Raw genomic sequence first — 15,695 nt, 5'->3', positions numbered from 1 at the left:
GAGCCAATAGAGCGTACGTCGTAGTTTGATTCCATCAGGCGCATTACTTTCGCGCGCTGGTCAGCCGCGTTGTCACTCAGGCCCATAGGCTGAGTGAACGCAGTAATTGCGTCGGTCAGGGTAGTCACGCCACCACAACGGATGCGGCGACCATTAAGTTGGGTGCCGCGACCACGTGAAGCGCTGAACTCATCACCATTCATTGGGTTGAGGACAACGCAATGCTCAGTGCGGTCTTTGTGCAGGCAGTTGATGATGATAGCAAACGCCGGAATACCTACGCGGAAGTTAGCGAGATCATCGATCACACAGATCTGCCACACTGGCTGACCTTCTTTGCCGGCGTTGAAACCGGTTTCGCGGCCTTCGAAGTTATCGTCGGCGAGTGACTTCTTCAGCTCGAAAATAATGCTCTTTTCGAGACCAATGGTGCAGTCAGCAATAAACTTAGCTTTTTCCTGATCAGTACTCTGAGCAGCATCAAAACGGTCAAGACGACGAACCAGATCCTGACCGGCGTTGCGCGCAGCGCGCAGCGCCAGATTCACCATGGGTTGCATAGGGTATTCCTGTTGCTTTAAAGAACGTAAGGCAGGGCGACAGACCCAGCCTTTAAAAAACGGCCGCGAAGTATAACAGCGTAGAACTGGTTGGCGAAGTCCCTTTTGCGCTACACTCTCGGCCTTTACATTCCTACCACGTCGGGTCTTACATGCTGAACAGAATCTGTGTCGTGATGGTTAACACCACACACTCCGGAAATATAGGTGCAGCGGCACGGGCGATGAAGAACATGGGGCTCAGTCGCCTGCTGTTAGTAGATCCGATAGCAAGCATCGATGAAGAAGCGATTCAGCGCTCTTCCCGCGCTGAAGATATCCTTCACAATGCTGAAATTCATCCGACACTGGAAGGCGCGATCGCGGGTTGTGGCCTGGTGGTTGGCACCAGTGCTCGCAGCCGCAGCGTCCCGTGGCCACTGATGACGCCGCGCCAGTGCGGCGACCGGGCGGCTCAGGCAGCAGCAGCGGGGAATGATATCGCGCTGGTTTTTGGCCGCGAAAGCCGTGGCCTCACGAATGAAGAGCTCCATCTGTGTAATGCACACGTGCATATTCCAACGGATGAGAACTTCTCTTCGCTCAATGTAGCCCAGGCGATTCAGGTCATGGCGTACGAAATGCGCCTCGCACTGACCGAGGTTGAAAACGCTGAAAGTGAGCAGCGGTGGGGCGTGGATTGGGACTACCCCATGGCAACGCATGATCAGTTGAACGGTATGTTGCAGCATATGGAGCAGACTCTGGTTGAGATTGGCTTCCTTGACCCCAATACTCCCAAGCAACTGATGACGCGTGTGCGCCGGCTTTTTCAGCGGGCGGCTCCGGATCGCATGGAAATTAATATTCTCAGGGGCATGTTGGCGGCCATTCAACGGCGTACAGATCCCTCAGAGTCTGATGAGAAAGGGGATAAGGCTTGAGTATCCGTCAATTGCGCGATGATATCGCATGTGTGTTCGACAGGGACCCGGCGGCACGGAATACCTTCGAGGTACTCACCACCTATCCGGGCGTCCATGCGATCATGCACTACCGCCTGGCCAACTGGTTATGGCGCCGCGGCCTGAAATGGTTCGCGCGTGTGCTTTCTACGTTCAGTCGCTGGATGACGGGAATCGAGATTCACCCGGGCGCAACCATTGGTAACCGCTTCTTCATTGATCACGGCATGGGCGTGGTGATTGGTGAAACCGCTGAGATTGGCGACGATGTGACCCTTTACCATGGTGTGACTCTTGGTGGCACAAGCTGGAATAAAGGTAAGCGTCACCCAACCTTGCACGATGGTGTTGTGGTCGGTGCAGGCGCTAAGGTGCTAGGCCCGATTACTGTAGGCGCTGACGCTCGTATTGGTTCTAACGCTGTGGTGACCAAGGACGTGCCTGAATCTGTCACTGTGGTGGGCATTCCAGGGCGTATTATCCGCAAGGCGAGTACGGATGCTGAGAACCGCCGGCGGGAAATGGCTGCGAAGATAGGGTTTGATGCGTACGGTATGACCGATGATATGCCCGACCCGATCGCGCGCTCGATCCACAACCTTATGGATCACATGCATCACGTCGATAAGAAAATCGACAATATGTGCCGGGCGCTGAGTAACCTTGGGGATCACAGCTGCGAAGATGCACTTCCTGAGCTGGAAGAAGAAACCTTCGTCAGCCTGCATGAGCGCCTCGAGGCAGAAAGAGAGAAGTCCTCCGGAGACTGACAAAAGCTTTCGCAACATAGTTGACTGTTTTAGTCGGAAATACGCATAATCAATCCAGTACTAACGAGGTGAGATTATGCGTTTAACGACTAAAGGCCGTTATGCTGTGACAGCAATGCTGGACCTGGCTATCCATGCACGTCAGGGGCCAGTCAGCCTGAACGATATTTCCGGTCGTCAGGGAATATCTCTGTCATACCTCGAACAGCTGTTCGCCAAGTTGCGGCGTAATGGTCTGGTATCCAGTGTGCGCGGGCCGGGTGGTGGTTATCAACTTAGCCGTGCTGATGCTGAGATTAACGTTGCTGAGATTGTGGATGCGGTCAACGAATCCATGGACGCCACACGCTGCAACCGCAAAGGTGACTGTCAGGATGGCGAAGAGTGCCTGACTCATCATTTGTGGATGGATCTGAGCGATCAGATCCACAGTTTCCTGAAGAACATATCCCTGTTTCAGCTTATTGAGCGTCGTGAAATCAAAGACATCGCCAGTCGTCAGGAGCGTGGAGTCCGCGACCGTATCGATAGTCTGTTGATTACCGACAGCATGGACACCAGTCGCTCGGCTTGACGCCAGAGATCCGCTGAGGACAATGCGCGTTAAAACCCAGTGATGCGGATACAGCAATGAAATCAATTTATCTCGATTACGCAGCGACGACTCCCTGTGCTCCGGAGGTCGCGGAAGCAATGACTGCCTGCCTGACTCTGGACGGCAACTTTGCGAATCCTGCGTCACGTTCGCATCGCTACGGCTGGCAGGCTGAGCAGGCGGTAGAGAATGCCCGTGGCCAACTGGCCCGTCTGATCGGCGCTGATACCCGCGAAATTGTCTGGACGTCGGGCGCGACTGAAAGTAACAATCTGGCAATCAAAGGCCACGTCGAAGCGCTTCGACGCGAACAGCCGGATACTCCACTTCACATCATCACCTCCGCCATTGAACATAAGGCGGTTCTGGATACGGTGGCCTACCTTGAACGTTGGCACCAGGTTCACGTCAGTTACCTTACGCCGGATGCGGGTGGCCTTATTCAGCCGTCGCAGGTGGCGGATGCTCTGACCGACAATACGTGTCTCGTCACGCTAATGGCGGTTAACAATGAACTGGGCACAGTGACTGACATTCCAGCGATCGCGAAGCTACTCAAAGGTCACAAGGCTTTGCTGCACGTCGATGCAGCCCAGGCTGTTGGTAAAATGGCTGTCAATATCAGTGACTGGGGCGTTGATATGATGTCCTTGTCGGCGCACAAGTTTTACGGCCCTAAGGGCATTGGCGCCTTATATGTACGTCGCGACCCTCAGGTGCCTTTAGTCAGTCAGATCCATGGTGGTGGTCATGAGCGTGGCATGCGCTCAGGCACTTTGCCAACGCATCAGCTGGTGGGCTTTGGCGAGGCTGCTCGCCTGGTCAGTGAACAGCTGGTGACCGATGAAGCACGTATCCGCGAATTGCGTGATCGTCTCTGGGCAGGAATCTCATCACTGGGTGATGTCTGGGTGAACGGTGACCTTGATGCGCGCGTCGCTAACCATCTCAATGTGAGTTTTGCAGACGTGGATGGTGAAATCCTGCTTGCCAGCCTGGCGAAAGTGGCCGTGTCTTCCGGCTCTGCCTGTACCTCGGCGAGTGTGGAACCATCCTACGTTCTGAAAGCAATCGGACGCAGTGATCAGTTGGCTCACGCGGGTTTGCGAATGAGTGTTGGCCGTTACACAACGGAAGAAGAGATCGACTTCGCGATTGCTGAAGTTTCGCGTGTTGTAAGCCTCCTTCGTAAACAGTGAGTGAGTTGCGGCATCCTTTATACAACTTTCATAGAAAGGTGCGTATAATCCGCGGGTTTTGAACCCTAAACACACACAAACACCTACTTTGGAGCTAAAAAATGGCTGTAGAACGCACTCTGTCCATCATCAAACCAGATGCTGTTGCTAAAAACGTAATCGGCGAAATCCTGACTCGCTTTGAAAAAGCTGGCCTGCAGGTTGTTGCTGCTAAAATGCTGAAGCTGGACGACGAAAAAGCTGGCGGTTTCTACGCTGAGCACAAAGAGCGTCCTTTCTTCGGTGATCTGGTTGGTTTCATGACTTCTGGTCCTGTTGTTGTACAGGTTCTGGAAGGTGAAAACGCGATCGCTAAGAACCGCGAACTGATGGGTGCGACTAACCCTAAAGAAGCTGACGCTGGCACTATCCGCGCTGACTTCGCTGAAAGCATCGACGCTAACGCTGTTCACGGTTCTGACTCTGCTGAGTCTGCAGCACGTGAAATCGATTATTTCTTCAATGCTGAAGAAATCTGCGCACGCTAAGTGATGCAGTGGGGCAGTAGCAACGCTTGCTGCCCTGTTCACCCTGCCGGCTAGCCCGGTGCTGTACTTCAGGTATTCCAACATGTCCGACACTTCAGAAAAAACCAACCTGCTGGGCCTGTCACCTGCGAAGATGGAAGAGTTCTTCCTGAGCATTGGTGAAAAGAAATTCCGTGCGCAACAGATGCTGAAGTGGATTCACCAGTATGGCGAATCGGACTTCGAAAAGATGACGAACATGGGCAAGGCGCTGCGCGCAAAGCTGGCAGAAGTCAGTGAAATTGTCCTGCCTGAAGTCGTATATGAAGATTTTTCAAAAGATGGCACCCGCAAATGGGTGATGCGTATGCCGGGAGGCAGTGCCGTCGAAACCGTTTATATCCCTGAGAAAGACCGTGGCACTCTGTGTGTCAGTTCGCAGATTGGCTGCGCACTGGACTGCAGCTTCTGCTCTACGGGCAAACAGGGCTTTAACCGTGACCTGACTGTGGCAGAGATCATAGGTCAGCTTTATGTTGCCGCCATGAGTTTTCATGAGCCAGGTGAGCGCCGTGAACGCCGCATCACGAACGTCGTTATGATGGGAATGGGTGAACCTCTGCTCAACTTCGATAACGTTGTCGACGCCATGAATCTGATGATGGACGACAACGCTTATGGCTTGTCCAAGCGTCGCGTCACGCTGAGCACGTCGGGCGTTGTCCCTATGATTGATAAGCTCGGTGATGTCACGGATGTCTCTCTGGCTATTTCTCTGCACGCGCCTAACGATGAGCTGCGCAATACACTGGTACCTCTCAACAAGAAGTACCCGCTCAGCGAACTGATTTCTGCGACTAATCGTTACCTTGGCAAGTTGCCAGACAAGCGTAAAGCCACGATTGAATATACCCTGATCGACGGTGTGAATGACGAGATGGCGCACGCCGAAGAACTGGCTGAGTTGATGAAGCTGGTGCCGTGCAAAATTAACCTGATTCCGTTTAATCCGTTTCCTAATTCAGGCTATCGTCGCCCAAGTAATAACCGCGTATATCGCTTCCGTGATTACCTTATCAGTCAGGGCCATGTGGTCACTATCCGCTCTACGCGGGGGGATGATATCGACGCGGCCTGTGGTCAGCTGGTCGGTAAAGTAGAGGATCGCACGCGTCGTAGTCAGCGTTATATTGATGCCGTTCAGATTGACAGCGAACAGGGAGGTCGAGCTTCGTGATGCCAGTATTCAGACTATTGACAGCTATCACACTGGTAATTGGTTTACAGGCGTGTGTCACCGTCGAAGAAAGTCGTTTCAGTAAAAAAGCGTCTCCTGAGAAGGCCGTTGATAATTACACTCAGCTTGGCCTTGGTTATTTGCAGAAAGGCCGGCCTGACTGGGCGCGTGATCGTTTACAGCGGGCGCTCGAAATTAATCCGGATGACCCACAGGCAAACGATGCTATGGGGTTGGTCTGGCAAACCGAAGGCGAGCTGGATCTGGCGGAAGAATCATTTAAAAAGGCGCTGCGAGAAGACCCTGACTTTACGCTGGCCCGTCACCACCTTGGTCGCCTCTATGCACGCATGAAGCGTCATAAAGAAGCGCGCGATTTGTTGTCCGAGGTTGCTAACGACCGTTACTACAATAACCGGGTTGGTGCATACAACGATATGGCCCTGAATTTCTATCGTATGGAAAATTCTCAGGGAGCCATCGAGGCATATAGTCAGTCGCTGCGTCTGGCCCCTTATAACGTCGATGCGCTGGTCAATATCTCAACTCTGTTATTTGAGGCTCAGCGGTATGACGAGTCTCTCAAATATTTTGATCGCTTTGATCGTCTGGTCGAACGTGATCAGACCGAGCATACAGCGCACAGCCTGTGGCTGGGTATTAAGTTACTGACGATCCATCAGCAGACCTCACGAGGCGTTGCGCTGGCGGCTCAATTGAAACAACGTTTTCCGCAATCTGAAGAATATCGGATGTATCAGGAATCTCTGAACGGTGCTCAGTCATGAATAAAAACATGGAAAACCCGATTAAGCGCAGAAAAAGTCGCAAAATCTGGGTGGGCGATGTCCCGGTAGGTGGTGATGCGCCTATTGCGATTCAGACCATGACGAATACAGAAACGACGGATGTTGCTGCAACCGTAGCTCAGATTCGCCGTGCGCAGGATGCCGGCGCAGATATTGTTCGTGTATCCGTCCCTACGATGGATGCCGCTGAGGCGTTTGGTGAAATCCGCAAACAGGTGGATATTCCACTCGTCTCAGACATTCATTTTGATTATCGCATTGCGCTCCGTGTTGCAGAGCTGGGCGTTGATTGTCTGCGCATTAACCCGGGTAATATCGGTCGTGAAGATCGTGTGCGCGCGGTAATTGATGCGGCGAAAGATAAAGGTATTCCGATCCGCATTGGCGTTAACGCGGGCTCTCTCGAAAAAGACCTCCAGAAGAAATACGGCGAACCGACGCCAGACGCTCTGGTCGAATCGGCTATGCGCCATATCGATATTCTGGATCGTCTTAACTACCCGGACTTCAAACTGAGCCTGAAAGCGTCAGATATTTTCATGACGGTGGCGGCGTATCGCAAAATAGCGGATCAGATTGAGCAGCCTCTGCACCTGGGTATTACCGAAGCGGGTGGTTTGCGAGGTGGTACGGTGAAGTCCTCTATCGGCCTTGGTTTGCTTCTTTGGGATGGTATTGGCGACACTATTCGCGTGTCTCTTGCTGCTGATCCGGTAGAAGAAGTGAAGGTGGGCTGGGATATGCTCAAGTCACTGAAGCTGCGCTCCCGTGGTATTAACTTTATTGCGTGCCCAAGCTGTTCACGTCAGAACTTTGATGTGATCAAAACCATGAACGAGCTGGAAATGCGCGTCGAAGATATCCGTACCGATATGGACGTTGCTGTCATTGGCTGTGTCGTGAACGGACCGGGCGAAGCCAAAGAAGTCGATCTGGGTTTGACTGGTGGTCAGCCGAATCTCGTATACATCGATGGTAAACCAGCTGGCAAACTGACCAACGACGGTCTTGTCGATGACCTGGAGAGAATGATCCGGGAACGTGCGGCGACCCTCGACGAAGAACGCAAAGACCTGATTACCAGCGTTAAATAACTGGAACAGGCAAAAAAGAGTTAAACATGGCAAAGAAAATTCAGGCAATCCGCGGTATGAACGACATACTGCCAACACAGAGCCCGGTCTGGCAGTATCTTGAAGGCACGGTAAAAGATGTACTGGCTGGTTATGGATACGACGAAATTCGTATGCCGGTGCTGGAGCAGACGGCGCTGTTCAAGCGTTCTATCGGTGAAGTGACCGATATCGTTGAAAAAGAAATGTACACCTTTGAAGACCGTAACGGCGACAGTCTGACGCTGCGTCCGGAAGGCACGGCCAGTTGTGTGCGTGCGTGTGAAGAGCACGGTCTTCTGTACAATCAGACGCAACGCTTGTGGTACACAGGCCCCATGTTCCGCCATGAGCGTCCACAAAAAGGCCGCTATCGCCAGTTTTATCAGATTGGTGTTGAGACCTTTGGAATTGCGACACCGGATATCGACGCCGAACTGATTCTGATGACTGCGCGTCTGTGGGAGCAGCTGGGTCTTGCTGACTCGGTAACGCTGCAACTGAACACACTGGGTAGCAATGATGCGCGTGCGCGTTATCGCGATGCACTGGTTGATTACCTCAGCGCGCGTAAAGACCAGCTGGATGAAGACAGCCAGCGTCGTCTTGAGACTAACCCTCTGCGAGTGCTCGATAGTAAAAACCCGGAGACCCAGGCTCTCTTGGCTGATGCGCCAGAGTTGCATGACTATCTGGACGATGAGAGCCGCTCGGATTTTGACGCCCTGCGTGCGGTACTCGACGCCGCTGGTGTAAAGTACGAAATCAACCAACGCCTGGTGCGTGGTCTGGATTACTACTGCAAAACCGTCTTTGAATGGGTAACGGATAAGCTGGGTGCACAGGGAACTGTCTGTGCCGGTGGTCGTTACGACGGGCTGGTCGAGCAGCTGGGCGGTAAGCCAACACCTGCGGTGGGTTTTGCCATGGGTGTTGAACGTCTGATATTGATGCTGGAAACGCTCGAAGTGATTCCTGCTGAAGTGATGCAGACTGTGGATCTGTACGTATGCGGTGTCGGTGAAGGTGCGAGTCTTGCGTCACTGATGCTGGCAGACAGCCTGCGTGCTGAGCAGCCATGGTTGCGGGTACAGACCCACTGCGGCGGTGGCAGTTTCAAGAGTCAGATGAAGAAAGCAGACAAGAGCGGTGCATTGTTTGCGCTGCTGTTGGGTGAAACCGAGATCGCTGAAAAGCAGGTGACGGTGAAAGACCTTCGCGGTGAAGCAGGACAACAAACCATTGCCCAGAGTGAACTGGGTCAGTGGCTGACAGATAACCTGAGCTGATTAACAGACAATAAAAATAGCTTGTCGGAGACGAGATAATGACCGATTTAAGAACGGATGAAGAACAGGCAGAGATCATCAAAAAGTGGTGGTCAGAAAACGGCACCAGTCTGGTATCAACGGTTGCTGTTGCTATCGCTGGTGTGGTTGGTTGGAACTACTGGCAGGACAGCAAGCAGGCGACCGGTGAAGCGGCCTCTGCGGTATACACTCAGCTGGTTGAACTGGCAGCTCAGGAAAACAGCGACGCAACTGCCGATATGCAGCGTCTTGCTGAACAACTGAAAACAGACTTCAGTGATACTGCATACTCCGATTTTGGCAGTCTCTTTATTGCGCGCATTGCCGCAGAAAATGGTGACTATGAAGCGGCTGCTGCTGAGCTTCAGGCGCTGGTAAACGACGCCGATGCAGAGCCGGTTAAGCTAGCCGCACAAGCGCGTCTGGCGGCCGTGCTGACACAGCAGGGTAAAGCGGATGAAGCTCTGGCAGCATTGCCAGAGAAAGCTGATCCAGCTTTTGCTCCACAAATTGAAGAAGCGCGCGGTGACGCTCTGTTCCGTAAGGGCGAGCTGGCCAATGCGCGTGATGCCTATCTGAGAGCTATGGATGCTGCACAGGCGCTGGGACAGAACAACAGCATTCTGCAGCGCAAAATAGATAGCCTGAATACACCGGATACTACTTCCTCTGAGGACGCCTGATGCATTCGCGCCACTGGTTTAAGTCTCTTTTAATCACTGCATGTGCGGCGGCTCTGGCGGCCTGCGCATCCACCAATGATCGGGTATTGCCTGATGCGTCTGGCGAAGCAAAGCCGGATGTTGTCTGGCGTATCAATCTTGGTGAAGGGCCGGGGGTTACATATACCCGCCTTAAAGCAGCGGTTGATGGTGATACCGTGTACGCAGCGGACACCGGTGGTACGGTAACGGCGGTTGAGCTGGCGTCGGGTGACCGACTCTGGACGAAAGACCTGGAACAGCCAATTCTTGGCGGTGTCTCTTTCAGTGATGATCAGTTATTTGTCAGCCTGCGGGAAGGCACTCTGGTTGCTCTGTCGGCAGAAGATGGGTCAGAGCAGTGGCGCGCTATGCTGCCAAGTGAAGCTGTGGCTCAGGCGGCTGCCGACGATCAGCGGGTATTTATCCAGACGGTTGATGGGCGCGTTACTGCGCTTGAGCGTGATAATGGCGCTCAGGCCTGGTCCTACGAAGCGGGTATGCCGGTTCTTTCGGTACGGGGCACAGGTACGCCGTTAATTACAGATCGTCTGGTGATTACCGGATATGCGACGGGCAAGCTGGTCGCGCTCGATAAAGTACTTGGTATTCCGCGCTGGGATATCCGTCTCGGTGTACCTGATGGTCGTTCTGAACTTGAACGTCTGGTCGATGTTGATGGTTCCCCTGTGTCAGACGGACGTATTATTTTTGCGGCTGCGTACCATGGCAAAGTGGCGGCGGTCAGCGAGATGGGTGAGACCATCTGGCAGGAAGAAGGCTCAACTTACACCAGCCCTGAACTGGCACTTGGCAGCGTTTACCTGACGCTCGACGATGACAGTATTCAGTCGTATGACATGATGACCGGCGCTAAGGCCTGGTTACAGACAGAACTGATGGGGCGTGGCCTTGGCCAGGTAACAGCTACCGGGACCTATCTGGCGGTTGGCGATGAAGAAGGTTACGTTCACTTCATCAGTCAGGTCGATGGCGGTATTGAGGGGCGTATTATGCTGCGCCCGCGACCTCTGCATATAAATTATCCGCACCAGACTGAGGCAACGAACTGGCGCCTTTCCCGTGGTCGCGATTTTGGTATCCGTAGCAATATGCTGGACACAGACGAAGGCCTTCTGGTGTATACCAATGCCGGCGATCTGGCGCTGATCGAACTGCGTTGATGCCATTCACTTTCTTATCTGAGGTTTCCTGACATGGTACCTGTTATCGCTCTCGTCGGACGCCCGAATGTTGGTAAATCGACGCTCTTCAACCGACTGACCAAAAGCCGTGATGCGCTGGTGGCTGAAATCGCAGGCCTTACCCGTGACCGTAAGTACGGTGAAGGGAAGGTGGGAGATCATCCTTTTATTGTTATTGATACCGGCGGTATCAGCGGACAGGAAGAAGGAATCGACTCGGCAATGGCGGGGCAGAGCTTTCAGGCTATTCAGGAAGCTGACATCGTATTCTTTCTGGTCGATGTAGGTGCGGGTATTACTGCCGGTGACCGCATGATTGCAGATCACCTGCGTCGCAATGGTAAAGCAGCCTATCTGATTGCTAATAAAATCGATGGTAAAAATCCGGACATCGTTCTGGGCGAATTCTTCGAACTGGGTATGGGTGAACCCCTGCCGATCGCTGCAGCACATAACCGCGGCATTTCTGCACTGATTGATTACGTCATGGACGAATTAATCGAAGAGGAAAAAGTCGAGCAGGAAGAGACCGGTTACTATTACGAAGAGGGTGAAGAAGAAGTTCATCACGAAGAGCTTGATATTAAAGGTATCAAGATCGCTGTAGTCGGGCGTCCGAATGTCGGTAAATCTACACTGGTGAATCGCTTCCTTGGCGAGGAGCGGGTGGTTGTCTATGACGAAGCCGGCACGACCCGAGACAGTATTTATATTCCCTACGAACGCCATGGTCAGGAATATACTCTGATCGATACAGCGGGTGTCCGTCGCCGTAAGAATATCTCCGAAGCTGCTGAAAAGTTCTCGATTATTAAAACCCTGCAGGCCATTCAGGACTGTAACGTCTGCATACTCGTACTGGATGCACGCACGGGCATTGTCGAGCAGGATCTGCACATGCTGAGTTTTGTACTGAACTCAGGCCGCGCTCTGGTCATCGCCATCAATAAATGGGATGGCATGGATGCAGACGACAAGCAGCGTGTAAAAGACGAGATTGATCGTCGTTTCGACTTCCTGACCTTTGCCGATATGCACTTTATTTCAGCCTTGCACGGAACAGGCGTGGGCCATTTGTACGAGTCCGTTGATCAGGCTTATGAGTCGGCCATGGCGAAATGGCAGACCAACATGCTGACCCGTATTCTTGAAGATGCGATCGCGGCGCACCAGCCACCGATCATCAGAGGGCGTCGCCCGAAACTGAGATACGCTCACCAGGGTGGCTCAAACCCGCCGCGTATTATCGTGCATGGCACTATGGTGAATGAGCTTCCGGAAGATTACCGACGTTACCTTGCCAATACGTTCCGCCGTGTACTCAATATTTCAGGTACGCCGATTCGCTTCGAATTCCGCCAGGGTGATAACCCGTTCTCTGAGAAGAAGAAAGAAGTACGACATTCAAGTAAGCGCCGTGCCCAGGCCGTAGAGCGCACCGACAATAAACGTCGGATTAAGCGTGATAAAGCGCGCAAGCAACTCAAAAAGTCCTACCGTAAGCCCGGCGGCTGACACTTGTTAATCCGTGCTGAGGGAGGCAATATAAGCTCTCTTAGTGTGGAACGTGTCATATGCATAACGTTGTTATAACAGCCTTTCCGGGTGCCATGTCATCTGCTATCGCAGGTGTTGCAGACCTTCTGGTATCTAGTGGCGTGCTGTGGAATGTTATTCAGGGCGAACCCCATGAGCGTTATTTCAGCGTAAGAATTGCCTCCGAGGACGGTCAGCCAGTCCGTTGTGTGAATGGCATCGAGATCTCGGCGCATATGAGTTTTGCTGAAATCGATCACACAGATATTCTGATCGTTCCTACCATTGCTGTTCATATCAATGACGTACTGAAGAAAGAGCAGGCACTGACGGAGCTTCTGCGCAAAGCAGATACGAAGGGTTGGACGATCTGTGGTAACTGCACCGGAAACTTTCTGCTGGCCGAATCTGGTGTGCTCAATGGTCGCAAAGCAACCACGCACTGGGGGTATCGGGATACCTTTGCAGAACGCTATCCCAGTGTTGAACTGGCGGCAGATCAGTTAATTACCCGGGATGGCGATATTTACTGTGCAGGGGGCGGGCTTGCCTGGTTCGACCTCACGTTGCACCTGATTGAGCGTTTCGTAAATCACGAAGTGGCAATGCAGACGGCAAAAGCTTTTGTGTTTGATTACCGCCGCGATAGTCAGCTTTCTTATTCGCTGATGCGCCTTGCTAAGCCTCATAAAGATGATCGCATCAGCGAAATTCAGGAATGGTTGGATACCCACTACGCCGAAAAGGTACTTGTCGAAGAACTGGCGGCCCAGTTTGGTATGTCCAAGCGAACACTTATCCGGCGTTTCAACAGCGCTTTGGCGATGTCACCTAACGCCTATATTCAGACAGTGCGCATCGAGGCGGCACGAAAACTTTTGGAAGAAACCGAGCGAACGGTTGATGTCGTAATGAATGAAGTCGGCTACGAAGATGGCAGCTCATTCAGGCGCCTTTTCCGTTCTAAAACCGGTCTCACGCCCACCGAATACCGACGCCGTTTCAGCCGCAGGTTGTAACCGCGATGAGCACTGATTATAAGCCTCACAGAAAAACGATCCGCAACCCTGTGGTCAGGCATCTTGTCATGGGTGTGGGTTGGCTGAGTGTCGCTCTCGGGTTCGCCGGAATATTTCTGCCAGTGCTTCCGACAACGCCCTTTCTCTTATTATCTGCTGCGTGCTTTGTGCGTACCTCTCCACGGTTTTATCAGTGGCTGGTCGAGCATCCGAGGCTGGGACGTTACCTGATCTACTATCTGGACGGTCAGGGAATGCCGCTGAAAGCCAAGGTATACACCTTGTTGCTGATGTGGACCATGCTACTGCTCACGGCCTTTGTTGTTCTGCAGCGCCCAATGTTGCACTATCTTCTTCCGACCATAGGGTTGGGGGTCACGTTTTATATTCTGCGCCTGCCAACGCTGAAAGTAGTGCCAGAAGCCTCAAGCGAAAAGAGTTAATACCATGCTGAATATTTTAAAAGTACATGCTGACTGGATCAGCTTCGTTCTTCTCGCCATCCTGTTTGTTGTGTTTCCGCAGATCGATCTGGCGGTCAGTAGCTGGTTCTACGATCCGGATTCTGGTGAGTGGTGGGGCAGTGATAGCGCCGTGGCGGACTCGATTTATGGCATTTTTCGTTATATCCCTTATTTTCTCGTACCTGTGCTGCTGTTTTCTGTGATTGCCGGATTCTTTTCCTTTGGTCCAGATAAGGCAAATCGCAAATTACTTACTTTTTTGCTGGTCACCTTGCTCGCGGGGCCAGGTATCCTGGTTCATAGTGTCTTTAAGGAAGGCTTCGATCGCGCTCGCCCCAAGAACGTCGAGCAGTTTGATGGGCACAAAACCTTTACACCAGCTTTTGTTATTAACGAGACCTGCAGTAAAGGGTGTAATTCATTTGTCAGTGGCCACGCTGCCATGGGCTTCTGGTTTATGACGCTCGGTTGGCTGTTCAGCAGTCGCAAGTGGTTCTGGGCCGGGCTGGTTACCGGTGTCGTTTTAAGTGCGACACGTATCATTCAGGGGGGACACTTCCTGAGTGACACACTCTTTGCTGGGTATGTCTGTTATTTCACATTCCGCCTGTGTGGTTGGTGGATTCTTAGACAGAGCAAGCCAGCGATTTGAAAGCCGTAATAGATTAAGAATTTGATACCGCTATTACCAAGAACTGGCGCGAATTGTTACTGATCTGGCTATATTACACCTGTATAACGTTTGTATTACAGACTAATATCAATGCAAAGGTTCTGACATAGGGATCTTTATCTCCACTTTTAAGCCCGGTTTTCACCGGGCTTATTTTTTTCCTTCTTATATATCGTTTTACGCAATGGTATTTCCTGCGGTTCAGCCTGGCGTTTTCGCGTGTGCAATCAGCGTTCAGACTTTTCTGGTGGTATAAAAAAACGCCGGACGAACCGGCGTTTTTAAGCGAGAAGCTAAGCATTACTCAGCTTCAATACCGACAACCAACCAGGGCGCATTGTCGTCACGGAGGTCGCGTTCAAGATGCCATACATCGAAGATACCATCTTCAGATTTTTCCAGATCATCTTTGCAGCGGCCACGGAACAGAACACTGATTTCGCGGTGGGTTGGCGTCTCATCAGCGCGCACAATTTCTGCGTTAAGGTCCAGAATTTCCGTCTTTGGCGGAACCATCAGACGGTTGCGTTGAGCGGCCAGTGCATCGTACAGCTCAGGGCTAACATACTCACGAATCAGGTCGAGGTTGCCGTCGTTCCAGGCTTGTTGAACAAGGTGATAGTGCTCGAGTGCGCCTTGTGTGAAGGCTTCTGCATCAAAGTCAGCAGGCAACGACATAGGTTGATCAGGAGCCACGGTTGCACTCGCAGTCTCGTTCGCTGACTGAAAGCTCTGATGAGTTGCCGGACCGTGCGCCGCGGCGGCTGCCTGGCGCTGCTGAGCTTGCCCGGCTCCACGCAGAAGGCGAATGATGACGAACGCAGCAAGGCCCAGCAGAAGGATGTCCATAATCTGAATGCCTTCGAATGCGCCGCTGCCCAGAAGGTAAGCGAACAGGCCACCGGCCAGCAGGCCGCCCATCATTCCACCCATCATACCGCCTTTGGAAGGGGCAGCCTGAGTGTTACCTGAGGTTTTGTCTGACTGCTTTGCCGGCGCGCTGCGTTGCTGCGTAGGGAAGCTTTTCCCAAAGCCGCCGCTACCAAACCGTTTCG

17 protein-coding genes are annotated in these 15,695 nt (G+C 52.6%); 15 read left to right on the top strand and 2 right to left on the bottom strand.

Annotation, left to right across the window (positions count from 1 at the left end; all coding sequences use genetic code 11):
- Window positions 1-560, bottom strand: a 560-nt coding sequence (locus tag B2067_RS14800) for an inositol monophosphatase family protein (protein ID WP_301388960.1), incomplete at its 3' end; no start/stop codon positions are given.
- Window positions 561-712: 152 nt separating this feature from the next.
- Here B2067_RS14800 and B2067_RS14795 point away from each other — a divergent pair.
- The 15 genes from B2067_RS14795 (at window position 713) to B2067_RS14725 (ending at window position 14,619) form a co-directional block, all read left to right on the top strand.
- Entirely contained in the window at window positions 713-1,483 is a 771-nt protein-coding gene (locus B2067_RS14795) for an RNA methyltransferase (protein ID WP_301377993.1), read from the top strand.
- Window positions 1,480-2,274, top strand: a complete 795-nt coding sequence (gene cysE, locus B2067_RS14790) for a serine O-acetyltransferase (protein WP_301377992.1) — start codon at window positions 1,480-1,482, stop codon at window positions 2,272-2,274. Before B2067_RS14795 ends, cysE begins: the two co-directional genes overlap by 4 nt.
- A gap of 76 nt (window positions 2,275-2,350) precedes the next feature.
- A complete protein-coding gene (iscR, locus tag B2067_RS14785) occupies window positions 2,351-2,848 on the top strand; it encodes a Fe-S cluster assembly transcriptional regulator IscR (protein ID WP_068440678.1) in 498 nt (165 codons plus the stop codon).
- A gap of 56 nt (window positions 2,849-2,904) precedes the next feature.
- Window positions 2,905-4,068, top strand: a complete 1,164-nt coding sequence (locus B2067_RS14780) for an aminotransferase class V-fold PLP-dependent enzyme (RefSeq protein ID WP_301388959.1) — start codon at window positions 2,905-2,907, stop codon at window positions 4,066-4,068.
- Window positions 4,069-4,169: 101 nt separating this feature from the next.
- Entirely contained in the window at window positions 4,170-4,595 is a 426-nt protein-coding gene (ndk, locus tag B2067_RS14775; protein ID WP_068440673.1) for a nucleoside-diphosphate kinase, read from the top strand.
- Between the two features lie 82 nt (window positions 4,596-4,677).
- The gene (gene rlmN, locus B2067_RS14770; RefSeq protein ID WP_076513862.1) at window positions 4,678-5,811 is read left to right on the top strand and encodes a 23S rRNA (adenine(2503)-C(2))-methyltransferase RlmN; all 1,134 of its coding nucleotides are present in this window, start codon (window positions 4,678-4,680) and stop codon (window positions 5,809-5,811) included.
- Window positions 5,811-6,599 (top strand): tetratricopeptide repeat protein, encoded by a 789-nt coding sequence (locus B2067_RS14765; RefSeq protein ID WP_297533228.1) that lies wholly within the window; start codon window positions 5,811-5,813, stop codon window positions 6,597-6,599. Before rlmN ends, B2067_RS14765 begins: the two co-directional genes overlap by 1 nt.
- 8 nt (window positions 6,600-6,607) lie before the next feature.
- Window positions 6,608-7,714, top strand: coding sequence for a flavodoxin-dependent (E)-4-hydroxy-3-methylbut-2-enyl-diphosphate synthase (ispG, locus tag B2067_RS14760; protein WP_301331338.1), 1,107 nt, complete (start codon window positions 6,608-6,610; stop codon window positions 7,712-7,714).
- A gap of 26 nt (window positions 7,715-7,740) precedes the next feature.
- Window positions 7,741-9,021, top strand: a complete 1,281-nt coding sequence (hisS, locus tag B2067_RS14755; protein ID WP_068440662.1) for a histidine--tRNA ligase — start codon at window positions 7,741-7,743, stop codon at window positions 9,019-9,021.
- Between the two features lie 38 nt (window positions 9,022-9,059).
- A complete protein-coding gene (locus tag B2067_RS14750; protein WP_297533226.1) occupies window positions 9,060-9,725 on the top strand; it encodes a YfgM family protein in 666 nt (221 codons plus the stop codon).
- Window positions 9,725-10,927 (top strand): outer membrane protein assembly factor BamB, encoded by a 1,203-nt coding sequence (gene bamB / locus B2067_RS14745; protein WP_301388958.1) that lies wholly within the window; start codon window positions 9,725-9,727, stop codon window positions 10,925-10,927. The genes B2067_RS14750 and bamB overlap by 1 nt, the downstream gene beginning before the upstream one ends.
- A 33-nt stretch (window positions 10,928-10,960) precedes the next feature.
- On the top strand, window positions 10,961-12,463 hold the full coding sequence (gene der / locus B2067_RS14740) for a ribosome biogenesis GTPase Der (protein WP_068440653.1): 1,503 nt from the start codon (window positions 10,961-10,963) through the stop codon (window positions 12,461-12,463).
- A 59-nt stretch (window positions 12,464-12,522) separates the two neighbouring features.
- The gene (locus tag B2067_RS14735) at window positions 12,523-13,503 is read left to right on the top strand and encodes a GlxA family transcriptional regulator (protein WP_068435646.1); all 981 of its coding nucleotides are present in this window, start codon (window positions 12,523-12,525) and stop codon (window positions 13,501-13,503) included.
- Window positions 13,504-13,508: 5 nt separating this feature from the next.
- Window positions 13,509-13,946: a YbaN family protein gene (locus B2067_RS14730; RefSeq protein WP_068440652.1), complete on the top strand. Its 438-nt coding sequence runs from the start codon at window positions 13,509-13,511 to the stop codon at window positions 13,944-13,946.
- A 4-nt stretch (window positions 13,947-13,950) separates the two neighbouring features.
- Entirely contained in the window at window positions 13,951-14,619 is a 669-nt protein-coding gene (locus tag B2067_RS14725; RefSeq protein ID WP_068440648.1) for a phosphatase PAP2 family protein, read from the top strand.
- 321 nt (window positions 14,620-14,940) lie between these two features.
- On the opposite strand, the gene B2067_RS14720 is transcribed toward B2067_RS14725, so the two are convergent.
- Window positions 14,941-15,695 (bottom strand): Tim44 domain-containing protein (locus B2067_RS14720; RefSeq protein ID WP_301388957.1); only part of this gene is annotated, 755 nt, incomplete at its 5' end.

Source organism: Thalassolituus sp. UBA2590, assembly GCF_002339775.1.
Classification (GTDB): domain Bacteria; phylum Pseudomonadota; class Gammaproteobacteria; order Pseudomonadales; family Oceanobacteraceae; genus Thalassolituus.
The sequence above is the reverse complement of the archived record's forward strand: the minus strand, read 5'-3'. Positions and strand labels throughout refer to the sequence as shown.